Origin of the sequence: Butyrivibrio sp. XB500-5, assembly GCF_003625505.1 — a bacterium.
Lineage (GTDB): Bacteria > Bacillota > Clostridia > Lachnospirales > Lachnospiraceae > Butyrivibrio.
In genome coordinates, this window is the sequence record NZ_RAIS01000003.1 from 131,509 (window position 1) to 155,411 (window position 23,903).

Below are 23,903 nucleotides of genomic sequence, written 5' to 3' on the forward strand. Positions count from 1 at the left end.
TCATTTTCCACATATATTTCAAGGAAATGCGATCAGATGATCGAAATACTTCAGGGGAGGAAGCAGAGGTATGACATCATATACAGATATTTTTGGAAAAAAAGGACGAGTTGAAGATATGGAGCTGTATCTTGGAGCCGGTGATGTTAACGAGCAGCTGGCGCGGTACGGGGTTAAGTTCGGTATTTATAAGAATAACGAATTTAAAGAACAGCTTTTTCCATTCGATATGATTCCCAGGGTCATAGACAATAAGGAATTTGGATATCTTGAAAAGGGGCTGAAACAAAGAGTTACAGCGTTGAATCTTTTTATTGAAGACATCTATGGCGAAAAGAGGATTGTGAAAGACGGCGTTGTTCCTGAGGAATTTATATATGCTGGCAGTGGGTATTTGTCGCAGTGCGAAGGGATAAGACCTCCTAAAGGTATTTATTCACATATTTCAGGAATCGATCTTGTGCAGGGTAAGAACGGAGAATGGTACATTTTAGAAGACAATCTTCGAATTCCTTCAGGTGCATCTTACCCAATGATTGCAAGAAAGATATCAAGGAGAAGTTCACCAGACCTTTTTAAAGGAAAACATATTGAAGACAACAGGAATTATGCTGAGCTGTTAAGACGGACCATGGATCACGTAAATGTTGGAGGTCATACTGTAATACTGACTCCGGGACGTTATAACGCTGCATATTTTGAGCATTCCTATCTTGCAGAAAAGACAGGCGCACATTTAGTTTCCGGAAGTGAGCTGATCGTGGAGAATGACCATTTGTACTTCATTGATTATTCAGGAAGAAAAGAGAAAGTTGGTGCAGTCTACAGACGGATTTCCGATGAGTACTTAGATCCTATGAACTTCAACAGAGAGTCGGTGATAGGCATTCCTCATATTTTTGATATTTACAGGAAAGGAAATGTTGCACTTATAAATGCTCCGGGTAATGGAGTTGCTGATGATAAAGGAATCTATTATTTTGTTCCCAAGATGATCAGCTATTATCTGGGAGAAGAACCTATACTTAGCAACGCTCCGACATATCTTCCCTACTATGAAGAAGATATGAAGTATGTTCTGGAGCATTTCGATGATCTGGTTTTAAAGGATGTGGCTGAGGCAGGAGGCTATGGCGTAGTTTTTGGTAACAAGATGACCAGGGAAGAAAAGGGAAAATTCATTGAAATGCTTAAGGCTGAGCCAAGAAGGTTCATTGCACAGGAGGTCATTGATTTCCTTGATATTGACATAATTGAGAAGGGTCAGCTCCTTCCAAGAAAGGCGGATCTTAGGGCTTTTGTTCTTATGGCAGACGAGCCAATGGTTTGGAAAAGCGGGCTTACCAGGTTTTCGAGAAATCCGGATTCGTTTATTGTTAATTCTTCGCAGGGAGGAGGATTTAAGGATACATGGGTATTATCTCAGTAGAAAACACGGACAGGTTATATTGGCTTGGAAGGTACACAGAAAGAGTGTATTCCACCATAAGGATTTTTGAAGCCAGATTTGACTCAATGATCGATGTGGATGATCTGGAGTATAAGGCTTTTTGCGAGAGTCAGGATATTCCTAATGTATATAAATCCAAAGAGGACTTTAGTAAAAGATATTGTTTTTCATTAGAGGATGAGAACTCTATTTTTTCCAATCTGATGAGAGCATATGATAACGCCATTGTTCTTAGGGAAGAAATAGGAAGTGACACGCTTTCGTATATACAGCTGGCCGTCCATGCAATGAATCAGGCAGCTATCTCAAAAGCACCGCTTATCGGGCTTCAGAAGGTGACAGATAATATAGCAGCTTTCTGGGGAATGGCAGATGATGCTATAGACGAATCGTCAATAAGAAACATGATAAGAGTGGGAAAGTTAGTCGAGAGAATAGATCTCTACGCAAGGCTAAAAGAGCCATCTGAAAAAATCAGAAGGGAAGCAAGGCGTTTAACAAATAGGATTGATAAGAGCACCATGAGATATAGTCCCAAGATACTTGCTCATGTTAATTATCTGGTTCAGCTTGATGAACTCCCCTATGAGACACTTATTGAATCTGTTGAAAAACTGGTGGGTGATAATTCATGAAAACGCTAAAATTTGGGTATCATATGAAGCTGTCATTTAGCGGGGCTGTAAATAATCACCGTTTTACGCTAAAGTGCATACCTCATGATACGGACATGCAGCGTATTGAGAAAATGGCAGTCAGTGTTTACCCAGATCACATAACAAGTGAAAACATTGATTCTTACGGAAATATAACGCTTTTTGGTTATACCAATGAGTACCATAACAGTTTTGGATTTGACATAACAGGTATTGCGACCACAGGACTTTCAGATTATGAGAAATCTAAGGAACTGCACCAGGTTGGCATGTACAGATATCAGACCTCTATAACAAGACCGGGCAGCAAGATTTACAGCTTTTATGATGCTTTGGAGTTGCACAAGATTCATTCTTCCACAGAAAAAGCCCTGCATATTATGAAGAGATTAAGTGATTCTTTTCAATATGTTCAGGGCTGTACTGGTATGGAGACAACTGCAGAAGAAGCTTTTTCAGAGGGAGCAGGGGTATGCCAGGATTATGCCCACATCATGTTATCGCTTTGCAGAATGGAAAAGATTCCCTGCAGATATGTTACTGGCATGATGATGGGAGAGGGCAGTTCTCATGCCTGGGTAGAGATATGGGATGATAAAAAATGGATAGGATTTGATCCGACAAATATGAAACTGGTAAATGATGAATATATCAAAATATCTAATGGAAGAGATTTTTCGGACTGTCTGGTGAATCAGGGGATTTTTACAGGGAACGTTACACAACTGCAGGAAATAAAAGTAATTGTTGAAGAGGTTTTGGATGAGTGAACTAATTGAAAACATCGAGGATGTATTGAGATTTCCGCTTCCTGTTGATGAGGAATTTGTTATAAAAAAGCACAGAATAGAACCTTCGGGAGAAAACATCGGCAAGCGGATCTGCATTGTTACCGGCATACATGGAGATGAGCTTGAAGGACAGTATGTTTGCTACGAAATTGCCAGAAGAATACGTAGGGATTCGCTGAGCCTTAAAGGCATAGTAGATATATACCCGGGAATGAATCCTTTTGGAATAGATTCCATAACCAGAGGAATACCTGCTTTTGATCTTGATATGAACCGGATTTTTCCGGGGAACTTTGACGGTGATATGAATGAATTTACCGCTTCTATGATTGTAAAAGAATTAGAAGGTGCGGATCTGGTCATTGATATTCACGCCAGCAATATTTTTCTCACTGAGATTCCGCAGATCAGAATTAATGAGAAAAGCGAAAAGGAACTAGTTCCAATCGCAAAAAAGGCCAATATGGATCTTATCTGGGTGCACGGTGCTAGTACGGTTCTTGAGTCAACTTTGGCTTATTCACTTAACAGCAGGGGAACCAACACACTTGTTGTTGAGATGGGGGTTGGAATGCGGATTACACCAGATTATGGAGAACAATTAACGGATGGAATCATTTCTATTATGAGCGAATTAGGGATATGGGAAGGAGAAGTTCCCAAAACCAAAGAAGCAATAGTAGCTTACGATGCAGACGGAGATGATGTCTGTTATCTTAATGCGCCATGCTCAGGTATATACATGAAGGAGAAGGAGCATGGAGCTATTGTTAGAAGTGGAGAATCCGTTGGAAAAATAATAGATCCTCTTTCCGGCGATGTGCTGGCAGATATCAAAGCTCCGGAGAATGGGATGATATTTACAGTAAGAGAGTATCCTGTTGTGGAAGAGGGATCGCTTATGGGAAGAATACTCCGGGAAAAAGTTCTTAATGGGGAAAGCTAATGAAAGAAACAATAATATACTCATTTAAAGGTTTATATAGGGATGATTTCAGAGTAAAAGGCTACGAATTTGGAAGTGGGGAAAAGTCTGTCTGCATACTTGGAAGCATGAGGGGAAATGAATATCAGCAGATTTATTCATGTAGTCTTTTGGTCAAAAAGTTAAAAAAACTTGAAGTGGAAGCGAAAATTAAGGATGGCCATACACTGATGGTCATTCCATGCTGTAATCCCTACTCTGTAAACATTAAGAAGCGTTTTTGGAGCATAGATAATACCGACATAAACAGAATGTTTCCCGGCTATGATAAAGGCGAGACGACACAGAGAATAGCGGCAGGGATTTTTGAAAAGATAAAAGACTATAAATATGGAATACAGTTTGCATCCTTCTATATGCCGGGACATTTTGTGCCTCAGATCAGAATGATGAAAACAGGAAATGAAAATGTTGAACTGGCGAAGAAATTTGGTTTACCCTTTGTTGTTCTCCATAATCCAAGGCCTTTCGATACGACAACGCTAAACTACAATTGGCAGATATGGGAAACAGATGCATTTTCAATATATACTTCAAGTACGGAAAAAATCGACAAGATAAGCGCCAGACAGGGAGTTAACGCGATACTTACCTTTCTTGCAAAAGAAGGAATAATAGAATATCAGGGATTTGCCGGTTTTTCATCTAAAGTTGTTGAAAGTGACAAGTTTATAAGTATAAGAGCAAATGTAGCAGGAATCCTTGATCCCATGGTAAAGGCTGGGGATAACGTAATGCAGGGACAGGTATTGGCATACATAATCGACCCATATACAGCAGAGATTATACAAACAATAACAGCTACAACAGATGCTGTAGTAGCGTTTGAATATGACAGTCCAATGGCATATAAAAACACCGCCTTATTTAAGCTTATACCGGGAGGTTGGTAAAGAGGTTGTATTCTTGTTGTAGTAGATGCTAAAAACAAGAATACAACATACGATATAACGCTGATAAAATAGAAGGAAATAGGTTTTGATAGGAATTGTGTCAGAATTGTATATACCGATTATCTCGCAATATAAATGAGTACGACAATTACGGTTTGTAAAGATGAAAGGTATTGGAAAAAAACAGATATAAAGTTGCCATCAGGTGTGTACAGTAGTCCTGAGCTTTCTACCGTACACAACAGGTAAACAGCAACTTGATGAAGAAATGCCGAAATCCGTAGGATTTTCGAGCCTGTCTCTTGGATTCGTAGTAATCCGGATATATCTGCATCGCAGATTCAGAAGATTCGGTACATTGTACCGAGTCTTTTTGTGTGCTGAAAGTGGACCAGGGGGACGGGGGTAGTGGTCCATTTTGGGCGAGTTGAATGTCACTGTATTTGTCACTGCAAATGTCACTGTAAAAAGTTGGTTGAGCTAATCACAACTATCACGTCATTGGAATTCCTGGCATTCATGGTATCATTGTCATAGAACGTTCTGATGATACCTTTGGCACACTCATGTGCCAATTTCTAATGCAGGAGGAATAATTGATGATGTATTTGCCTACAAACTTAAAGAAATACAGAATGCAAAAAGACCTAACGCAAGAAGATGTCGCGGAATTTCTTGGAATCACGGCTCAGAGCGTTTCTAAGTGGGAGCGAGGTGAGAGCTTTCCGGATATTACATTTTTGCCGGCCCTTGCCAATATATTTGAGACAAGTGTTGATCTGCTCCTTGGAATGGACACTATCCGTGCGGAAAAGACCCGTCTTGATATTCACAAGAAAGCTATTGGATATCAGAGAAGCGGTGATTATGATATGGCGGAAAAGACCTATCGAGAAGCGCTTTTGATATATCCCAACAAGCCGGGAATGATCCTTGGACTGGCGAGCACATTGGCATTAAAAGGCAAAACAGAAGAAGCTATTGAGCTTATGGAAAGGGGCTTGCCAATATCACAGAACGAAAAACAGAAATCAACTATGCGGGCAACGCTATGCTTTCTATACCTGAAAGCCGGAATGGAGGATAAAGCCAATAAGCTTGCATCTCTACTTCCGCATATGCGTGAAAGCAGGGAAGTGATCCTACCGCTTATACAACAAGGACTTAGTGATTCTGAAATTGATGATAATATCAAGACTATTGTTTTGGGCGATGGTGAAGGTATTTGGTGAGATGTAGTATGCTATTTATAAACATATACAAACTATAATACTCACAGCATTTCTGAACTGAATCCTTCACGAAGGCAGGATATCAGTGTCGATGAAGGAATAGACATTCCGTTTTCTATCCATTTGATGAGCATGGAATTCATTCCGCCCAAGCTGTACGCGAGAAGATACGGGAGTTCAGCCTTGTACTGCTCTGAGAGGTCTGCCGATTTCACGGAACGGAATACTTCAAAAGATCTTTCGTAGGACTCCTCAAACAGTTGCGGGAGCAGATTGCTCTGCTTCATCAGGTTCAGAATTTTGGCATGACTTTCCCAAAAATCAAAAAAGCATTGGACAACGTCCCAGTAATGGTGTAATTCGTTGTCCTTTATTGTTGATACGCATTCTTTATATAGTGAATCAAACAGGTGCTTTAGGACTTCATCCTTATCACGGAAATGACGGTAGAAAGTCTTTCTGGAAACTTCAGCTTCCTGCGTGATCTGAGTCACTGTGATCTCCCTGTAATCATATATCTTCATAACCTTGAGCATAGCATTTGCGATAGTTTTCTTAGAACGTTCTGCAATAATTCCGTTTGTATTATTCATAAGTAACAGATCTCCCGAATGTGTGACACATTAGCTATTTCTATTGATACGAGCTACATCATAATTCTATAATACTCTCGAAGAGGTTACAAGTGTTACCTCTAGAAAAGGATAATGGAAATACTGATGTCACTCATAAAGGAGGATAATCATGAAAAAAATCATTTACTGCTTCAGCGGAACGGGAAACAGCTTGCGTGCGGCAAAAGTAATAGCAGAGGTACTTAAAGACACCACCATTGTCAATGTGAGAAAAGATCCTTCGGGATACAGCGCTGAGGATGCAGACATTATAGGCTTTGTCTGCCCGGTTTACGAATGGGACATACCCGGAAGGATGAAAGAGTTTATCTCTGGGCTTTCCGTAAACCCCAATGGCTATATTTTTATGGTGGCCACGTACATAGCTGTTCACGGAAAAGCATTTGAAACTGTCGAGGATATTCTTTCTACGAAAGGTGCTCATCTGAGCTATTCCCGTGCGATCAGGTGCGTCGCAAGCCAGTGCATAGCGTATCCGCCTTTTCCGCCTGAAAAGCTCATGCTTCCTTTGATGGAAAAAAATATGCTAAAGACAGCACGCGAGATATCGGAAATGAAATTCAGAAAGTATCCGCATATGTCTTTCATAACACGAAAACTGTTCCCAAAGCTTATGGTTCCGTATCTTAATATTGAGCATGAATACGACAAAGGCTTTTTTACAGACAAAAGATGCATCGGCTGCTCAACCTGCGAGAAGGTGTGTCCTAATAAGAATATTGCGATCGAAGACGGCCGCCCTAAATGGAATCATAATTGTAACGGTTGCAACGCTTGCGTGGTCTATTGCCCCACCAAAGCGATACAGTTCAAAAGACCTAAAGCATATGATGAATTAGGAACACTTATGACAAAGCTGCTTGGCTTGCCCGATAAAAGAAAGCGTTACCACAACCCGCATATCAATGCACGTGACCTGATGGTATAATGGACCATAAAAGATAATCTGATGACATATAGAAGAAATGCTTAAGAAAAGGAAAGAGAATAACAATGAACAGCAAATCTTTTGATTCAAAACGTATAGCTATGGGATATACCAAGAGGCCATGGCTTCACAAGTCAGTAATAGAACAATTAAAAAGAGATTGCGATATTGCACCGGACCATATATTCAAGAATGGTCTGGACGTCGGTTGCGGCGCGGGACTTTCAACCAAGGCGTTAAAGCTTATCTGTGATAAAGTAACAGGAACCGATATCGCGGATACTATGGTAGAAGCGTGCAAAGAACTCTACGGAGATAACAACGCCTACTCCTTCTACACCGCCAAGGCCGAAGAGACAAGGCTTACCAAAGAAAAATATGATATCGTGACTGCCGCAGGTTGCATAAACTGGGTCGATGAAAAGATATTTATGGCAAATATGTCAGATGTCATGGAAGACGGAGGACTTTTAGTCATCTACGATTTTGGAATAACGAATCGCATGGCGAAGCATATAATGCCCGAGAGCGGACTGAATGTTTCCCCAAAGCTCGAAAGCGGAGCCATGTTCTCACAAACCGCTGAAAACGGCGCATACACACGCTGGTACAACGATGAGTATCTGACTAGGTTTCCCAAGCCACCAAGAAAAGAAAATAAGTGGAAGCAGGAAGACCTTCCTAAAGGCTTTACCATGGAAAAACAGACCGAATATGACATGGTTTATTCTTTTACAATTGAGGAATTCGTTGATTTCATGCTGATCCAGTCTAATGTGAATACGCAGATTGAGAGCGGAACAATCAGCGCAGAAGAAGCAAAAGAGTGGATGACGAAATCTCTTTTGCCCATATTTGATAATAAAGATAGGGGACTTATCTTTAGCGGCTATAGCTGGTACATTAGAAAGAACTGACGATTTATTAAAGGAGAGAGTAATACATAAATTGACTAAATAATAAGCACAAAAGTATAATTAAACTTATAACATATACACCAAACAACTTCATGGACGAGCGGGTGAATAGTATGTCAGATAAATCATTGGAGAACTACACGTTACAAGACATTTTTGGATTATTGCAGGAGAATGTGGCTATCGTGATCCTTGCAGATACGGCGGTCAATAAGTACAGAGTTCTTGCGCGCAATAATGATTTTGCGGATTTCGTAGAAGAGACCGGAAGCTATGACGATCTTATTCAAAAGCTCTGGTTCCATATCGCTAAATCCAATGAGAAGGTATCGGAAGAATACAATGCCTTTGTGTCTTACTATGGCAAATTCAAAGGTAAGTACAGTAGGAAGATAAAGGTTTATCCGAAGAGGAGCGATACGCCTACCGTCCTTCAGATGACTGTTTATCCGATAAAAGATACAACGAAGTATGTTTACATCATGGATGAACTGTACGATGAATACGTTCAGGAGTACATGACTTCCGGTAAGGTAAACACTACGATCCAGAATACATTTCTTTTTTCCATGTATGTTGACCTTGTTAACGATACGACCAGCAGCATAAGTGTCACAGAGGTTTCGGAAGAAGTTATAAACGCGGATATTAAGTATTCCGACTGGCGCATGATGACGGTGAACATGATCTGGCCTGAGGATAAGGAGCAGTTCCTTAAGATCACGGATCCCGAATATTTGAGAACACATCTCGATCGCGGCCGCACGACCTCTTTTGACTGCCAGATGCAGAACCTCGAAGGCAAGTATATATGGGTAAAACTGATCTTCAGCAGAGCTATGACAAGTACCGAAGAGGATTTCAGATTTGTGTTCATGGTGCAGAATATTCACGATTCTTCAATGCAGCTTATGTCTGAGCTTAAGAAGTACGAGAAGCTCGCCCAGAACGACACTCTTACGGAGCTCCTAAATCAGGGCAGCATAAAGGCTGAGATAAATAACAGCATAGATAAGTACCATCGAAGTGGCATAAACGTAGCAATGATGATGCTTGATCTTGATTTTTTCAAAAAAGTCAACGATACTTACGGACATTCCGCCGGAGATACTGTGCTTAAGTCACTTGCAGATTTGTTAAAAGACTTTGTGGCTGAGAAAGAAGCAGCTGTCGGCAGATGGGGCGGCGAAGAGTTTGTAATAGTTTACAACAACAAAACCGGAGATGAGCTGTATACAATCGCCGATGAACTACGGAAAAAAGTTGAAGCTACGGAATTTCCGAAGATCGGGCATGTGACATGCTCTATCGGGGTGACGCAGGTTAAAGACGAGGATACTTTTGAAGATGCATTTGACCGCATGGACAAGGCAATGTATCTGTCAAAAGAAAACGGCAGAAATACTGTCACATTGGTATAAGAAAAAGATATAAGAATAAAGACAAAATATTAAGACACAAAAGGACCGGATGAACAATGCTTGAAAAAATGGACAATTTCTTCACTGCTCGCGTTGACGGATATGACGAGCACATGAAGAGCAATATAGAAGGTGCTGATGTATTCTACGGTTACACGGCATCGCTTTTGCCAAAGCCGGAAGGAGCGAACGTACTTGATCTTGGCTGCGGAACGGGCCTTGAGCTTGAAGAATTTTTTGAAATGAATCCCGGCGCCAAGGTTACGGGAATCGACCTCACAAAGTCGATGCTTGATGCGCTAAAAGCTAAATTCCCGGGGAAAGATATTACACTGATATGCGGTTCATATTTTGATGAGCCGTTTGGTGAAGATAAATATGACGCAGCCGTATCGGTTGAATCGCTGCACCATTTCACCAAAGAGGAGAAGATACCGCTGTATACGAGATTATGCAAAGCGCTGACTTCCAAGGGATATTTCATCCTTACGGATTGTTTTTCAAAGTCCGATGAGGAAGAGGCTTCACTAAGGCAGGAGCTTTTTAAGATCAGAAAAGAGCTTAATCTTCCGGATGGCGAATTCTATCACTTCGATACGCCGCTTACGGTGGAGCACGAAAAAGAGGCTCTTCTGGCAGCAGGCTTTTCTTCTGTGGATGTTCTTAAGAACTGGGATAAAACATATACGCTTAAAGCAAGCAAATAAAATAAGCCTCAATCTTCAAATATCTGAAGATTGAGGCTTTTTATTATGTATTCGATTATTGCGAAGAATCAAGAAGCCGACTCAATCTCGCTTTCGTGAATCTCCTGAATCTTGCCGATGGCAGAGAGCATAGGCTTAACGTTTTTGTGTCTAAGCTTTCTGTCAACGTAGTTCTTGGTTATCTTAACAACCGTGCCGCTGAGCGCGATCACACCGATAAGGTTCGGGATAGCCATAAGGCCGTTAAGTGTATCCGAAAGATCCCAAGCGAGCGTAAGATCCATGGTTGCGCCGATCAGGATGAATATTACGAAAATGATCTGATATAACTTGGTGCTCTTGGTGCCGAAGAGATATTCAAAGCCCTTGCTTCCGTACTGGCTCCAGCCAAGTACTGTTGAGAAAGCAAAGAACAGGATTGCGATCGCGATAAACGCCGAGCCGAATCTTCCGAATATCGTTGAAAAAGCTTCTGCAACAAGAGCTGTGGAAACCTGCTCCGAAAGCACTTTTCCTGTATTAAGATCGACAAGTCCGCTTGAAAGAACCGCAAATGCAGTGATCGTGCAGACGATGATGGTGTCGGCAAATACCTCGAAGATGCCCCACATTCCCTGAACAACGGGCTCTCTTACGTTTGAGCTTGAGTGAACCATTACGGAAGAACCAAGACCCGCCTCATTGGAAAAGACGCCTCGCTTCATTCCCCACTGCATTGCCATTGCAACACCGCTTCCCACGATGCCGCCGCCGACAGCTTTAAATCCGAAAGCGCCGCGGAATATTGCTGAGAAAACGGCTCCGAATTGATCAACGTTGCAGATGCATACGATGAGTGCACCGACGATATATATAACAGCCATGAAGGGAACGAGCTTTTCCGTTACGGATGCGATTCTCTTAAGGCCGCCGACGATAACCATGCCCGCAAGTGCCATAAGTACGATTCCGCTTATCAAAGTGGGAATGCCGAATGCGCTGTGCATGTTAAGCGCGATCGAGTTGATCTGGCTCATGTTACCGATGCCGAATGAGGCAAATACGCAAAAGAAACTGAACATAAACGCAAGAGCTGTTCCGATATGTCTGCATCCCTTCTTGGATCCGAGTCCGTCCTTTAAGTAATACATAGCTCCGCCGCACCATTCATTTCTGCTGTTTCTGCGGCGATAGAAAATTCCGAGTACGTTCTCCGAATAATTCGTCATCATTCCAAAGAAAGCAACGACCCACATCCAGAAAATGGCTCCCGGGCCGCCCGAAACGATGGCAGCTGCAACACCTGCGATGTTACCTGTTCCGATAGTAGCGGCAAGAGCGGTACAAAGGCTCTGGAACTGTGAGATCTGAGTGTCTTCACTTCCCGTGTGCGCCGTTACTTTTTTATCCTTAAATATTCCGCCGATAGTGTTTTTTACCCAGTGCTTAAAGTGACTAACCTGGAAAAAACGTGTAAGGACGGTCATAAGTATTCCCGTGCCGACCAAAAGAACCAGCATGGGTAGTCCCCAAACAAAGCCGTTAACGGCACTGTTTATCTGTTCAACTGATGATAAAAAACTGTTCATACAACCTCCGGTAAAAAAGATATTTTTGCCCATATAGAGGGGCATTAACCGTATAAAACAAAAACGGTGCCTCATGTTATCCATGAAACACCGTCGTTTCAATAACTTATATTATCATACTCAATACAAAAAGAACAGAAAAATTTAATAATTCATCAAAACAATATACGATATAATGATAATATGAGCAAATCAAAAAAGAAAAGGTTAATAGTCGTATCAATTCTATATTTTGTTTTGACTTTGGTAATGGCTCAGCTTGTTTTCTACAGAGGGATAAACACGCTCAGACCGATATATCTTATCAATATCGGCGCGGACTTTGTGGGAATGATGTTGGGCTGTACTCTCTATGTCTGTTGCCTTATCGACCTTCAAAAGACGGGTGCTGATATAAAGTACATGATGGCCCTTATTAATGTTGTGTTTATTCAACTCTTTACGGACGGCTGTGCATGGCTTGTTGACGGAATCCCGTCTCTCAGATACCTCAATATTTTGGACAATACATTGTACTATCTGTGTGCTCCTATAGAGGCACTGTTCTTTTGGATGTACACGATGACATATTTGAAAATTAGAAAAAATCTGGTAAAAAAGCTCTTTTTGATCGTTAGTATCGGCGCCTATGTGGCCATTGCGGTCAGGATCATAAATATTTTTACCGGAATCTATTTTACTGTCGGGCAAGACGGCGTCTATGCAAGAAGCGCGCTCTATCCGATCTCTATGGTCTATTCCTATTTCACCGTTATAGCTGCGCTTGTAGTGGTTGTTCTTGAGCGTAAGCTCCTTGAAAGATATCAGGTCTTTGCATTTTTTATGTATGTGCTGGCTCCGATGCTTGTTGGCATTATAACTATTGTTGTATACGGACTTTCGCTCGGACCTGCCTTATTTATGATTACTTTGATGCTTATGTACTGCATTCTCAACGTTTCCGAGGGCCGTGAGATGGTGGCGGCATCCAGAGATATGGCACTTGCTGCGGAAATACAGGAAGATGCCATGCCAAAGGTTTATCCGTATATGCCCGAGAGAAAAGATTTTGATCTGTACGCATACATGAAGCCTGCAAAAGAGGTGGGCGGCGACTTCTATGATTATTTTATGATTGACGAGGATCACCTTGGACTGGCCATTGCAGATGTTTCCGGAAAAGGCATACCGGCGGCATTGTTTATGGTGATGGCAAAAAAACTTATAAAGAATGCTCTTACTTCGGGTATGTCTCCCGCTGATACTTTATATGAGGTAAATAACAGGCTGTGCGAAGACAATAAGATGGGCTTCTTTGTGACGGTGTGGATCGGAGTTATCGATCTTACCAGCGGTGAGAGTATATCTGTCAATGCAGGACACAAGCATCCGGTTATAAGGCATGCAGGCGGCGAGTATGAATTTGTAAAATATAAGCATTCACTTCCTGTGGCGGTAATGGAAAATACCAAGTTTGTTCCGCACAATTTCAAGATGGAACCGGGAGACAGCATATTCGTCTATACGAACGGATTCCCGGAGGCCATTAATGAGGGCAATGAGCTTCTTGGAAATGACCGAATGCTTGAGATAATGAACAGATTCCCTGTGGCCAATCCCAAGGTCGCCATTGAAAACGTCATGGTCGGCATCGATGAATATGTGGGCGGTGCTGAGCAGCTTGATGACATAACCATGCTATACATGACATATTACGGGAAATGATGAGCTTCGAAAGAAAGTAGTGACATGATAATTAATGAAAAAGACAATATGCTTACAGTTGAAGCGACGGTGGAAAAACTGCCGAATGTTATGAAGTTCATAGATTCCAAGCTGGAAAAAATTTCTTGTCCTAAAAAGAGTCAAAATCAAATCCGGACAGCAGTCGAGGAGTTGTTCGTCAACATCGCACATTTCGCGTATCCCGGTGAGATAGGTCTTGCGGAAGTTAGATTTAAATTTATAGAAAAAGAACGTGCGGTAGAAATATCTTTTGCCGACCAAGGAATCCCTTACGATCCGCTAAAAAAGACCAATCCCGATATCACATTACCCGCGGATAAAAGATCTGTCGGGGGACTTGGTATCTATATGGTGAAAACGCTGATGGACGATTTCAGATACGAATACAAAGATTTACGAAATATAAACACGATATACAAGCGGATATAGAGCATTCAATGAGCGGGGCTGACGATAAGGAGGGACAACATTATGCTTAACATCGAAAAAATAAAGGATAATGGCAATATGAAGATCTCGCTGGAGGGACGCCTTGATACAACGACTTCTCCGCAGCTTGAGATCGAGGTTCAGAGCTCATTGGATGGCGTGGATAATCTTACTTTCGATCTTGCCAAGCTTGATTATATTTCAAGTGCGGGACTACGCGTTCTTCTTTCCGCGCAGAAGATCATGAACAAGCAGGGGAGCATGGTTGTTACAAACGCAGCCGAAGAGATAAAAGAGATATTTGAAGTTACGGGATTTTCGGATATCCTTACGATTCAGTGACAGGTCCTTTTTATAGGAGTAGCACCGCATGGCTGATAAACTTGGAATTATAAAGGATAAAAGGATTCGAAAAAATAATATAGCCTTGACTTAGCCGTACGGCTAAATTTATAATAATTAATATAAAATTTAGCCGTACGGCTAAATTTATGCCTAGCGCGATCGAATTATGCCGTACGGCATAATTTGGAGAAAGCACATTTACGAGGGGAAAGTATATGAAGATCAGCGATACAAAAACATTTGGAAAAGCAATCAGAGACAGACGCAAGAAGCTTGGATATACACAGAAGTACATATCTGATTTTACGGGGATATCCGTGACGTTTCTTTCGGATCTTGAAAACGGAAAGAAGACAATTGAGCTTGGAAAGGCGCTTCTTATTGCCAATCTTCTGGGGCTTGATATAGAACTTAATGAAAGAGGATGATATGAGAAATCTTGGAGTATACATTGAAATAAACGGAGAGCAGACGCTCGTCGGAAATATTACAGGCGAAGCCTATACCGATTCGACTTTTAAATATGACAGTGAATTTATGAACGCTTCTTATGGCGCGCCGATATCAATTTCGCTTCCTTTTCAGGAAGAAAGTTTTACTGCTGAAAATACGAGAACCTTTTTTGAAAGTCTCCTTCCGGAGGGCTTTTCAAGACGTGCTGTTGCAGATTGGATAAAGACCGATGAGAAGGATTACCTATCTATTTTGGCGGGACTTGGAAGAGAATGCCTTGGCGCGATCAAGATTGCAGAGGGTGGTGTTTTAAGTGACGCTCATTATGAGAAACTGACCAAGGCTCAGGTTAAATCGCTTGCGGCAGAAGGTGCAACGAGATCGACTCAGATACTTATGGAAACACATCTTTCGCTTACGGGAGCTTCAGGTAAGGTGGGGCTTTACTATGATCCCAAAGGCAAGTGGTATCTTCCAAAAGGAGATGCGCCGAGTACACATATAGTCAAGCAGAGCCATGTAAGACTCGATCGTATAGTATTAAATGAGCAGCTTTGCATGCTTACCGCCAAGAATATAGGTATAGATGTTCCGGAGAGCTTTATTGTAAACGTAGGAGGCGGAGAAGACAGTGATGTACTCTATGCAACAAAGAGATATGACAGAGATTTAAACGGAGTAAAAGAAATAGATGGTCTTCTTGTACCGCTGAGGCTCCACCAGGAAGACTTTGCTCAGGCCATGGGAATTGCAGCCGAGGATAAGTATGAGAAGCAATCTATTGGATATATGAAGAAGATGTTTGATCTTATCAAAAAGCATTCATCAAATCCTATCGAAGATCAGAGCAAGCTTCTTGAGCGTATAATTTTTAATTTCCTCATAGGTAATACAGATTGCCACTTGAAGAACTATGCTCTTTTATACTCTCCCGACCTTAAGTCGGTGAGACTTTCGCCCGCTTATGATATTGTTTCTACGAGAGTGTACAATTCGATTCCGGAGATGTCTTTTTATATCGGAGGAGAGCTTGATATCAATAATATAAACAGAGATAGCTTCATTAAATCAGCTGAAGATGTCGGTTTGAGTAATAGAGTTGTAGAGACAACTTTTGACAGATTGTCGGATAGATTTGAGAAATCGCTCAAAGAAGCTGCAGAAAGCCTGACTAATAGCGGCTTTGTCGCAGCAAAAAAGCTTAAGAACGATATCTTAAAAACCGGAGGATATTCTCAGCTTAAGTAAAATTACAAAAAGTCCTATGACTTTCGCAAGGATGTTTGCAAAGTCATAGGACTTCTTTTACTTATCTTAACCCCAAGACCTCAATATCAGTCTTCGTTAAAATCCATAGGGATTACCTTAGTTGAGTCTGCGCCAAGTCCCTTGAGTTCTTCTGTAGATTCAAGTCTGATAGCGTTGTTCTCGGTTGAAACTCCGATGAGCTTAAAGGTAATATTGTCCTCACCGACTTTCAGCTTCTGATTGGATGCGTTGTTTCTTATAGTGTTTCCTTTACTGTTGTCTCCGCATTCCTCATAGTAAACCTCAGCTTCGTTAGCTGCGATGAAGATGTTTTTCTCTATTACGTTTTCTTCATCGTGTGCATTCTGAATAGTGATACATGTATTGTCTGTGTTCAAAACAGTGTTGTTGTAGATATGGCAAGCCTTTGCCTCACCGTTTTCTTCGGGATTGCAACCACCGATAACGATGCCGGCAAGATTATTGTTTTCTACAAGAGTGTTGTTGTACACTTCGATTCCTGTTGTAGCGGTTCCGTGATGCTCTGTAGCGATCTCGATACCGATATCACTGTCTGATACGTAGTTATTGAAGATATCAATGTCTTTTCCGCCGTCAACATAGATTCCGTCCGCGCAAGCATCGCCAAAGTAAGTCATGTTCTTTGCGGATGAAATTCCAACAACGGTATTATCGTGGATCTTTCCGTCGTGAGCTCTGTCGCTCTCAAGTAAAAGGAGCTCGCCTGTCTCGGGATCGGTACGCTCATAGCCGATAGCATCGATTCCGATATTGTCACAGTTGTGCACGTAGTTGCCGGAAATATCGAAGTTACCTACGTTACCGTTAACTACAAGCGCTTCACTGTTACCGAGCGTCATGTTATAGATTTCGTTTCCTGTGATTGAAACTCCGTTTACAGGTGATTCGGGCTGACCATATACAAGGATTCCGTGTGCATTGTAGTACTCGGATTCCTCAGTGTACTTAACACCCATGTCATGAATCTTACATTTTGAGATTGAGATTCCGTCTGAACCTGCGTCTACATAGATACCCATGGGCTTAACGTCCATTGAAGGATGATCCTGACTAAGACCTGTGATCTCAAGACCTGAGATGGAAACGTTCTTGGCATGAACATTGATCATTGCGTAATCGTCTTTTGTCGGTGTTAAGCCTGCACCGTTAAGAATAGCACCTTCTTCACCTACAAGTTTTACTCCATCCTTTTCAATCTTTAACTGTTCGGAATAATTTCCCTTGGGGATTACGATCGTATCCCCGTTTGAAGCCTTGTCAATGGCTTCCGCGATGGTAGAAGCGTCACTACCTACTTTGATTGTGTTTCCGTTTTCTGCGGCTGCACTTGCCTTACAACAAAAACCGGTTGAACACATAAATGCAAAACCTGCTATCATAAGGCTAGAAACAACATAACCCGCATTTTTTTTCATCATTATTCCCCTTTCTGATGTTTTTTGCTAAGTTTTCAGTTACTATGATATAAACCATAACATACGGAAGTGCACAAAAAGTGACTAAAAAATAAAAAAGATATAAACAAAAGTTACATAAATAATCGCCGGAGTACGCGCGATATTATATAATAAGCATAGAACGAGGTGTGAAATGACTAACAGAATATATCAAATTATTGCAATATTTTTCATGCTCCTTTTTTACGGTATTTATTTTATAAAGATGCTTATCCAGAAAAATAAAGGGATAGTGACCGATCAGATCGCCAAGGGAAAAAAGCGTGATAAAGGCTTCTACACAGAGCTTCTTATGAAGATTGCGACAGTACTTGCGCCTATAACCGAACTGATATCGATAATAATCGGGAAATCGCAGCTTTCTTTTATGTGCAGAATTTTCGGAGTTTACTTCGCGGTTGTCGGTGTCACAGTGTTCGGGATTGCCGTGTATACCATGAGAGACAGCTGGAGAGCGGGCGTAGCGGAAGATGACAAGGAAAAAAGAAATCTCGTCACAAACGGGATTTATAACTACTCAAGAAACCCTGCATTTCTGGGCTTTGATCTTGTTTACATAGGAATTCTTCTTATGTACTTTAATCCGGTGCTTCTTGCTGTGACCTTATTTGCGATGATCATGTTTCATCTTCAGATATTAAGAGAAGAAAAATTCTTAGAAAGCTCTTTTGGCAAGGAATATATCGATTACAAAAGCAGAGTAAGCAGATACGCCGGAATGGGAAAGATCACGTACGTTAAGATAGTAATGTACATCTATTTCCTTATATTTATATGGTCTGTTCTGTATTTCTTTACATGCATTGCCTACGGAGGCGGATTGCTCCTTTCATGGGTTTGGCTGTGGATTCTTATCGCCGTATTTTCTTTTGCCAGGATAAAGATGCTCATAGCAAGGATTAACGGAACAGAGAAATTCGAGGTTCCGATGGTGATCACATGGATATACAGGGTTGCGGCCACCGCATTTATTGTTTTCTTTTTAATAACGGAAGCTAAGATCGTGGATGATATGACTGCGATACCCGAGAGAAATCTTGATTATGTGATCGTTCTCGGTGCGGGACTTAACGGAACAGAACCTAGTAACCCTTACAGAGTAAGGATAAAAAGAGCCGGCGAATACCTGTCGGAAAACGAAAAGACTATAGTCATCGCATCCGGCGGACAGGGAGAGTATGAGCAGATAAGCGAGGCTGAGTGTGCAAAAAGAGTGCTCGTAAGGGATTACGGTATCGATGAGAGCAGGATCTTTTTGGAGGAAAAGTCGACCGACACTCATGAAAATCTTAAGTTCAGTCTTGAGATAATAGGAGATCCCACGGCCCGCGTCGGCATAGTTACTAACAGCTTCCATGAGCATAGGGCGCTTTCCATTGCCAAGAAAGTAGGCTTTGAAAATGCCGAAGCCGTTCCCGCAACGACTCTTTTGCCCGTCGGAATTCATTATGTTGTGAGGGAATTTTTCGGAATGGTCGAGTTTTATATTAGAGACATGTGATAAAGAAAGTTCTTTTAATTGACATCTTCTGCGAAGAAGTGCTATTATTGTAAATTGCAAATGAATTGCAAATTATAAAACGTAAACGATCATAGCATTTACACGCGGAGGAATACAATGTTTGGTTTATCAAAGAAACCGGTGACCATACTGACAGGATATCTTGGCTCAGGTAAGACAACGGTACTTAATGAGCTGCTTAAAAATACGGAATCAGACGGAATCGCACTGATAGTAAATGATATGGGAAGCGTTAACATCGACGCTTCCCTTATTTCGAAAAGTAACGTTACTCAGGCGGATTCCAAGATGATAGAGCTTACGAACGGCTGCATCTGCTGCACTCTTCAGGAAGCCTTTATGACGCAGGTTGAGGCGCTTGCAAAAGATAAGCATATCAAAAGAATCATTGTGGAAGCCTCAGGCATCAGTAATCCCGCATCAATAGCGGATGGATTCCTTATGTATCAGGAATCACACAAAAAGCTTGGCTTCTATCTTGACTCTGTTGTGACTGTCGTTGATGCCGACAGGATATACACGGAGTTTCTTGACGGAATAAAAGAAAAGTCCGATGAAAGACAAAAAGAGATCATGGACGAGGATCCCGACATCATCAACCTTATAATGGATCAGATCGAATTCTGCAACGTGGTTCTTTTGAACAAGTGCGATCTCCTTCCCGAGGATAAAAAAGAATCGGTAAAAAAGGTGATCAGACAGTTCCAAAGAAAGGCGGAGATTGTAGAGTGCGTTTACGGTAAAGTCAATCCCGACAGGATTTTCAAGGGATCAAAGTTTGACTACGACGAGGTCATGAATTCTTCGGCAATGCAGGCTGCTCTTGCCAGAGAAAAAGCGATGGATGAAGGTTGCGTAGATGAATACGGCATCAGCTCTTTTGTCTTTGAGGAAAAAAGACCTTTCAATCACGAGAAGTTCAGTGCTTTCGTTGAAGAAAACTATCCCGAGAATATAATCCGTGCTAAAGGGTATATCTGGTTTTCGGATGATGACATTCATGTTCAGCTCTTTGAGCAGGCGGGAAGAAACGCATCAATATCCGAGGTTTCCAATTGGGTAGCGGCCTTTGACGAAAAGGAAAAGGAAGAGGTTATACGAAGCTTCCCGGACATCATGGAAGAGTGGGATGAAATCTACGGCGACAGGCTCAATCAGATTGTTTTCATAGGAAAAAATATTGATAAAGAGCGCATCATTTCAATGCTGAACGAGTGCATAGACAAGACACCGTACACGCCGCAGGCGGAGCTTGAAAATAAGGAGAATAAGAAAATTGGGTAAGGTTTATTTTGTGAACGGATTTTTGGATGCGGGAAAGACCTCTTTTATTCAGGACTTGTTCGAAGAGTCGTATTTCAAGATAGACGGTGTAACGCTTCTTATCGTCTGTGAGGAAGGCGAAGTGGAATACGACGACTATCTTCTTGAGAAGATGGGCGTGGTTGTAAGGTATATCGAGGATGAAGAGGATTTTACTCCGGAGCACATCGAAGAGCTTGAAAAGGCGGTCAAGCCGGCGCGGGTTGTGGTTGAGTTTAACGGCATGTGGATGCGAAAAGACTTATCTTTTCCCTGGTACTGGAACGACATTATGGAGATCGCCGTGATCAACGGAAAGACTTTTGAACTCTATGCGGCCAATATGAAATCTCTTTTGTCTGAGCAGGTAAGAAACGCGTACATGGCGGTTGTGAATAACTGCACCGGGCTTGAGGATAAGCTTTCGTATTTCAGAAGGAATCTTAAGGCTGTGAACACGGGGCTCAACATTGTATTTAAGGATGACGAGAGGGACGATATTGTAATAAGGTTTGAGGACGACCTTCCATATGACTTAAATGCCGATGTGGTCGATGTAGACAATGATTCATTTTCCGTGTTCTATTTGGACAGCCTCGACAACCTGGACAGATACGTCGGAAAGACGATTCGCTTCACGGCGCAGGTCATGAAGTCACGCGGTAAGACAAGGCAGTCTTTTCTTGCGGGCAGATACGCAATGACATGCTGCGAGGATGACCTGTCTTTATTCGGAATAATCTGCGACTACGATGACCTTGACAGCCTTGAAAACGGCAGCTGGGTGAGCGTTACAGGGCTTGTGGAAAAAGAGTATATGGATAAGTACAAGGTTGATTTCCCGGTGTGCAAGGTGAGCGGGCTAAAGGCTGCCGACAAACCTGAGCGGGAAGTGATAAATGTAGTGTGAAGCTTTGTTTGGAAAAAGTTCGCGAAAGCGGGCTTTTTTCTTTAAATATAAGGCGAAAGAGGGTATAATAATACGGCGAGATTCTTGAAAAATCTCGCTAAGCGAAACAGAAGTAAGGAGTATTAAGACATGAAATCACCGGCAGAAATTGCTCAAAAATATGTACAGGTAGGAAAGGCCAAGGCCGAAGCTAAGGCTTCACAGACCTTTCTTTTAGCTATAATGGCTGGAGCCTTCATTGCGCTTGGAGGACTCGGAAGCCAGATCGCATCTTGCCTTGCGGATAATGCTTCATCGGCAAGGGTTATCAGTTCTGTAGTTTTCCCTATAGGTCTTTTTATGGTGCTTGTCGGAGGAGCTGAGCTCTTCACAGGCAATTGCCTTATTACGATCCCTGTTCTCAAGAAAGAGACCTCGCCTCTTAAGATGCTTAAGAACTGGGTTATCGTTTATTTCGGAAACATGGTCGGAGGCTTTATTATTGCAGCGATTGCGGCTTTTGGCCACATTTATTCATTCGGCGACGGACAGCTTGCAACAAACGTAGTTGCAACGGCGGTTACTAAGTCAGGATTATCTTTTTCAGACGGACTCCTTCGCGGAATCCTTTGTAACGTTCTTGTATGCATGGCAGTATGGTGTTCTTTCGCTGCTGATGAGCTTGCAGGAAAAGTGCTTGCACTTTGGCTTCCCGTTATGCTCTTTATTATCTGCGGTTTCGAACACTGCGTTGCAAATATGTATTTCATTCCTGCAGGTTTCCTTGCATCTTACGTTCACGGAATCCCCGCAGACGGATTATCTTTATTCGGATTCTTTGTAACCAACCTTATTCCCGTAACCATCGGTAATATCATTGGCGGCGGACTTTGCGTCGGCGCAGTTTACTACGGCGCTTATCTTAAAAAGAACTGATTACCTGTCCTGTATATAAACATAACAAAAAATGAGAAGTCTTATGTCTATCGATAAATAGTCATAAGGCTTTTTCTGTGCCATTATTATGAAATAGGTGTGCATATTATGCATGATATAATAGTAATTAGTTAATCAGAGCAAACGAGAAAGGGGTTATTATGCAGAATTTTACGTTCTACTCACCTACTTATTTTGTTTTTGGAAAAGACACTGAGAATCAGGCCGGAGAGTACGTCAAGAAGTTTGGCGGAAGCAAAGTTCTTATTCATTACGGCGGCGGAAGCGTTGTTAAATCGGGACTTCTTGATAGGGTTAAGGCTTCACTGGATAAGGAGAGCATCCCTTATGTGCTTCTTGGAGGCGTTAAGCCCAATCCCAGAAGCGGCCTTGTTTACGAGGGAATAGAGCTTTGTAAAAAAGAAAATGTTGACTTTATTCTTGCTGTGGGTGGCGGAAGTACTATAGATTCATCCAAGGCTATAGCGGCAGGAACAGTTTATGACGGAGATTTTTGGGATTTCTATCAGGGAAAGACTATCACTGAGGCTCTTCCTGTGGGAACTATCCTTACAATTGCCGCTGCAGGCAGTGAGGGAAGCCCTGATTCCGTTATCACCAAGGAAGAAGGTATGATCAAGCGCGGAGCAAGCGGAGATGCGATAAGACCCAAGTTCAGTATCCTCAATCCCGCTCTTACCCAGACTCTTCCCGCATATCAGTCGGCAGCAGGTATCACAGATATTATGGCTCATCTGTATGAGAGATATCTTACAAATACCGCTGAGGTCGAGGTTACGGACAGACTTATAGAAGCACTTCTTCTTACGATGAAGCACGAGGGACCCAGAGTTATCGAAGATTCCAACAACTATGAGGCAAGAGCCAATATTATGTGGGCAGGAATGATGGCACACAATAATTCATGCGGCGTCGGAAGAACTCAGGACTGGAACAGCCACAACATTGAGCATGAACTTTCAGCTCTCTATGACTGCGCTCACGGAGCAGGCCTTGCTGTTACAATGCCCGCTGTATTCACATATGTAATGAAGCACGATGTAATGCGCTTTGCGCAGGTAGCTACAAGAGTTTGGGGGTGCCAGATGGACTTCGCCAATCCCGAAGTCACAGCTAAGGCCGGCATAGAAGCTCTCAGAAACTTCCTCATCTCGATCGGTATGCCCAAGAACTTTGAGGAACTCGGAGCCAAGAAAGAAGATATTCCCAAGCTCGTTGATGTTCTTTGTAACGGCGACGGAAGACCCGGTTCAATCTCAGGCTTCGTAACTCTTAGCGAGGATGATTGCACCAAGATCTATGAGCTCATGATCTGAATATAAGTTTATATGAATCAATAAAAATGCACTGC

At 42.0% G+C, this 23,903-nt stretch carries 23 protein-coding genes; 20 read left to right on the forward strand and 3 right to left on the reverse strand.

Annotation, left to right across the window (positions count from 1 at the left end):
- The first annotated feature begins 70 nt into the window (after window positions 1-70).
- The 6 genes from D6856_RS07070 (at window position 71) to D6856_RS07095 (ending at window position 6,007) form a co-directional block, all read left to right on the forward strand.
- Window positions 71-1,429: a circularly permuted type 2 ATP-grasp protein gene (locus tag D6856_RS07070; RefSeq protein ID WP_330544061.1), complete on the forward strand. Its 1,359-nt coding sequence runs from the start codon at window positions 71-73 to the stop codon at window positions 1,427-1,429.
- Window positions 1,411-2,085 carry an alpha-E domain-containing protein gene (locus D6856_RS07075; RefSeq protein WP_120686320.1) on the forward strand — a complete coding sequence of 225 codons (675 nt, stop codon included), beginning with the start codon at window positions 1,411-1,413 and terminating at the stop codon, window positions 2,083-2,085. Before D6856_RS07070 ends, D6856_RS07075 begins: the two co-directional genes overlap by 19 nt.
- On the forward strand, window positions 2,082-2,876 hold the full coding sequence (locus D6856_RS07080; RefSeq protein WP_120686321.1) for a transglutaminase-like domain-containing protein: 795 nt from the start codon (window positions 2,082-2,084) through the stop codon (window positions 2,874-2,876). The genes D6856_RS07075 and D6856_RS07080 overlap by 4 nt, the downstream gene beginning before the upstream one ends.
- The gene (locus D6856_RS07085; RefSeq protein WP_120686322.1) at window positions 2,869-3,843 is read left to right on the forward strand and encodes a M14 family metallopeptidase; all 975 of its coding nucleotides are present in this window, start codon (window positions 2,869-2,871) and stop codon (window positions 3,841-3,843) included. The genes D6856_RS07080 and D6856_RS07085 overlap by 8 nt, the downstream gene beginning before the upstream one ends.
- Window positions 3,843-4,775, forward strand: a complete 933-nt coding sequence (locus D6856_RS07090; RefSeq protein ID WP_120686323.1) for a M14 family metallopeptidase — start codon at window positions 3,843-3,845, stop codon at window positions 4,773-4,775. The genes D6856_RS07085 and D6856_RS07090 overlap by 1 nt, the downstream gene beginning before the upstream one ends.
- A 599-nt stretch (window positions 4,776-5,374) precedes the next feature.
- On the forward strand, window positions 5,375-6,007 hold the full coding sequence (locus D6856_RS07095; protein ID WP_120686324.1) for a helix-turn-helix domain-containing protein: 633 nt from the start codon (window positions 5,375-5,377) through the stop codon (window positions 6,005-6,007).
- A gap of 41 nt (window positions 6,008-6,048) precedes the next feature.
- On the opposite strand, the gene D6856_RS07100 is transcribed toward D6856_RS07095, so the two are convergent.
- Window positions 6,049-6,600 carry a TetR/AcrR family transcriptional regulator gene (locus D6856_RS07100; RefSeq protein WP_120686325.1) on the reverse strand — a complete coding sequence of 184 codons (552 nt, stop codon included), beginning with the start codon at window positions 6,598-6,600 and terminating at the stop codon, window positions 6,049-6,051.
- 151 nt (window positions 6,601-6,751) lie between these two features.
- Here D6856_RS07100 and D6856_RS07105 point away from each other — a divergent pair, with 151 nt between their 5' ends.
- From D6856_RS07105 to D6856_RS07120, 4 genes are all read left to right on the forward strand, one after another.
- On the forward strand, window positions 6,752-7,570 hold the full coding sequence (locus D6856_RS07105) for an EFR1 family ferrodoxin (protein WP_120686326.1): 819 nt from the start codon (window positions 6,752-6,754) through the stop codon (window positions 7,568-7,570).
- 65 nt (window positions 7,571-7,635) lie between these two features.
- Complete coding sequence (locus tag D6856_RS07110; RefSeq protein ID WP_120686327.1) at window positions 7,636-8,487, forward strand: class I SAM-dependent methyltransferase; 852 nt, start codon at window positions 7,636-7,638, stop codon at window positions 8,485-8,487.
- A gap of 113 nt (window positions 8,488-8,600) precedes the next feature.
- Window positions 8,601-9,908: a GGDEF domain-containing protein gene (locus D6856_RS07115; protein ID WP_120686328.1), complete on the forward strand. Its 1,308-nt coding sequence runs from the start codon at window positions 8,601-8,603 to the stop codon at window positions 9,906-9,908.
- Window positions 9,909-9,964: 56 nt separating this feature from the next.
- Complete coding sequence (locus D6856_RS07120; RefSeq protein ID WP_120686329.1) at window positions 9,965-10,615, forward strand: class I SAM-dependent methyltransferase; 651 nt, start codon at window positions 9,965-9,967, stop codon at window positions 10,613-10,615.
- A 68-nt stretch (window positions 10,616-10,683) separates the two neighbouring features.
- Here D6856_RS07120 and D6856_RS07125 read toward each other — a convergent pair whose 3' ends face one another.
- Window positions 10,684-12,183 carry an alanine/glycine:cation symporter family protein gene (locus D6856_RS07125; protein ID WP_120657340.1) on the reverse strand — a complete coding sequence of 500 codons (1,500 nt, stop codon included), beginning with the start codon at window positions 12,181-12,183 and terminating at the stop codon, window positions 10,684-10,686.
- 183 nt (window positions 12,184-12,366) lie between these two features.
- Here D6856_RS07125 and D6856_RS07130 point away from each other — a divergent pair, with 183 nt between their 5' ends.
- From D6856_RS07130 to D6856_RS07150, 5 genes are all read left to right on the forward strand, one after another.
- Window positions 12,367-13,887, forward strand: coding sequence for a PP2C family protein-serine/threonine phosphatase (locus D6856_RS07130; RefSeq protein WP_120686330.1), 1,521 nt, complete (start codon window positions 12,367-12,369; stop codon window positions 13,885-13,887).
- A gap of 24 nt (window positions 13,888-13,911) precedes the next feature.
- Window positions 13,912-14,337: an ATP-binding protein gene (locus tag D6856_RS07135; RefSeq protein WP_243114048.1), complete on the forward strand. Its 426-nt coding sequence runs from the start codon at window positions 13,912-13,914 to the stop codon at window positions 14,335-14,337.
- Window positions 14,338-14,379: 42 nt separating this feature from the next.
- Window positions 14,380-14,679: an STAS domain-containing protein gene (locus D6856_RS07140; protein ID WP_092248573.1), complete on the forward strand. Its 300-nt coding sequence runs from the start codon at window positions 14,380-14,382 to the stop codon at window positions 14,677-14,679.
- Window positions 14,680-14,897: 218 nt separating this feature from the next.
- Window positions 14,898-15,110, forward strand: a complete 213-nt coding sequence (locus tag D6856_RS07145) for a helix-turn-helix domain-containing protein (RefSeq protein WP_092248570.1) — start codon at window positions 14,898-14,900, stop codon at window positions 15,108-15,110.
- 1 nt (window position 15,111) lies between these two features.
- The gene (locus tag D6856_RS07150) at window positions 15,112-16,383 is read left to right on the forward strand and encodes a HipA domain-containing protein (protein WP_120686331.1); all 1,272 of its coding nucleotides are present in this window, start codon (window positions 15,112-15,114) and stop codon (window positions 16,381-16,383) included.
- 86 nt (window positions 16,384-16,469) lie between these two features.
- Here D6856_RS07150 and D6856_RS07155 read toward each other — a convergent pair whose 3' ends face one another.
- Window positions 16,470-17,843, reverse strand: coding sequence for a right-handed parallel beta-helix repeat-containing protein (locus tag D6856_RS07155; protein WP_147367813.1), 1,374 nt, complete (start codon window positions 17,841-17,843; stop codon window positions 16,470-16,472).
- A 172-nt stretch (window positions 17,844-18,015) separates the two neighbouring features.
- Between D6856_RS07155 and D6856_RS15450 the strand changes: the two genes are divergently transcribed.
- The 5 genes from D6856_RS15450 (at window position 18,016) to D6856_RS07180 (ending at window position 23,868) form a co-directional block, all read left to right on the forward strand.
- A complete protein-coding gene (locus D6856_RS15450) occupies window positions 18,016-19,383 on the forward strand; it encodes an ElyC/SanA/YdcF family protein (protein ID WP_158588856.1) in 1,368 nt (455 codons plus the stop codon).
- Between the two features lie 117 nt (window positions 19,384-19,500).
- Entirely contained in the window at window positions 19,501-20,688 is a 1,188-nt protein-coding gene (locus tag D6856_RS07165; RefSeq protein WP_120686333.1) for a CobW family GTP-binding protein, read from the forward strand.
- A complete protein-coding gene (locus tag D6856_RS07170; protein WP_120686334.1) occupies window positions 20,681-21,616 on the forward strand; it encodes a TIGR03943 family putative permease subunit in 936 nt (311 codons plus the stop codon). Before D6856_RS07165 ends, D6856_RS07170 begins: the two co-directional genes overlap by 8 nt.
- Window positions 21,617-21,745: 129 nt before the next feature.
- Window positions 21,746-22,531 carry a formate/nitrite transporter family protein gene (locus D6856_RS07175; RefSeq protein ID WP_120686335.1) on the forward strand — a complete coding sequence of 262 codons (786 nt, stop codon included), beginning with the start codon at window positions 21,746-21,748 and terminating at the stop codon, window positions 22,529-22,531.
- Window positions 22,532-22,692: 161 nt separating this feature from the next.
- On the forward strand, window positions 22,693-23,868 hold the full coding sequence (locus tag D6856_RS07180; protein ID WP_120686336.1) for an iron-containing alcohol dehydrogenase: 1,176 nt from the start codon (window positions 22,693-22,695) through the stop codon (window positions 23,866-23,868).
- The last annotated feature ends 35 nt before the right edge of the window (window positions 23,869-23,903 follow it).

Bases quoted from the DNA above. Each gene is read 5' to 3' on its own strand.
- D6856_RS07155 (WP_147367813.1), bottom strand. From the start codon at position 17,843: ATGATGAAAAAAAATGCGGGTTATGTTGTTTCTAGCCTTATGATAGCA.
- D6856_RS07095 (WP_120686324.1), top strand. From the start codon at position 5,375: ATGATGTATTTGCCTACAAACTTAAAGAAATACAGAATGCAAAAAGAC.
- D6856_RS07175 (WP_120686335.1), top strand. From the start codon at position 21,746: ATGAAATCACCGGCAGAAATTGCTCAAAAATATGTACAGGTAGGAAAG.
- D6856_RS07080 (WP_120686321.1), top strand. From the start codon at position 2,082: ATGAAAACGCTAAAATTTGGGTATCATATGAAGCTGTCATTTAGCGGG.
- D6856_RS07090 (WP_120686323.1), top strand. From the start codon at position 3,843: ATGAAAGAAACAATAATATACTCATTTAAAGGTTTATATAGGGATGAT.
- D6856_RS07070 (WP_330544061.1), top strand. From the start codon at position 71: ATGACATCATATACAGATATTTTTGGAAAAAAAGGACGAGTTGAAGAT.
- D6856_RS07085 (WP_120686322.1), top strand. From the start codon at position 2,869: ATGAGTGAACTAATTGAAAACATCGAGGATGTATTGAGATTTCCGCTT.
- D6856_RS07120 (WP_120686329.1), top strand. From the start codon at position 9,965: ATGCTTGAAAAAATGGACAATTTCTTCACTGCTCGCGTTGACGGATAT.
- D6856_RS07105 (WP_120686326.1), top strand. From the start codon at position 6,752: ATGAAAAAAATCATTTACTGCTTCAGCGGAACGGGAAACAGCTTGCGT.
- D6856_RS07180 (WP_120686336.1), top strand. From the start codon at position 22,693: ATGCAGAATTTTACGTTCTACTCACCTACTTATTTTGTTTTTGGAAAA.
- D6856_RS07130 (WP_120686330.1), top strand. From the start codon at position 12,367: ATGAGCAAATCAAAAAAGAAAAGGTTAATAGTCGTATCAATTCTATAT.
- D6856_RS07135 (WP_243114048.1), top strand. From the start codon at position 13,912: ATGATAATTAATGAAAAAGACAATATGCTTACAGTTGAAGCGACGGTG.
- D6856_RS07145 (WP_092248570.1), top strand. From the start codon at position 14,898: ATGAAGATCAGCGATACAAAAACATTTGGAAAAGCAATCAGAGACAGA.
- D6856_RS07165 (WP_120686333.1), top strand. From the start codon at position 19,501: ATGTTTGGTTTATCAAAGAAACCGGTGACCATACTGACAGGATATCTT.
- D6856_RS07115 (WP_120686328.1), top strand. From the start codon at position 8,601: ATGTCAGATAAATCATTGGAGAACTACACGTTACAAGACATTTTTGGA.
- D6856_RS07110 (WP_120686327.1), top strand. From the start codon at position 7,636: ATGAACAGCAAATCTTTTGATTCAAAACGTATAGCTATGGGATATACC.
- D6856_RS15450 (WP_158588856.1), top strand. From the start codon at position 18,016: ATGACTAACAGAATATATCAAATTATTGCAATATTTTTCATGCTCCTT.
- D6856_RS07075 (WP_120686320.1), top strand. From the start codon at position 1,411: ATGGGTATTATCTCAGTAGAAAACACGGACAGGTTATATTGGCTTGGA.
- D6856_RS07125 (WP_120657340.1), bottom strand. From the start codon at position 12,183: ATGAACAGTTTTTTATCATCAGTTGAACAGATAAACAGTGCCGTTAAC.
- D6856_RS07100 (WP_120686325.1), bottom strand. From the start codon at position 6,600: ATGAATAATACAAACGGAATTATTGCAGAACGTTCTAAGAAAACTATC.
- D6856_RS07140 (WP_092248573.1), top strand. From the start codon at position 14,380: ATGCTTAACATCGAAAAAATAAAGGATAATGGCAATATGAAGATCTCG.
- D6856_RS07150 (WP_120686331.1), top strand. From the start codon at position 15,112: ATGAGAAATCTTGGAGTATACATTGAAATAAACGGAGAGCAGACGCTC.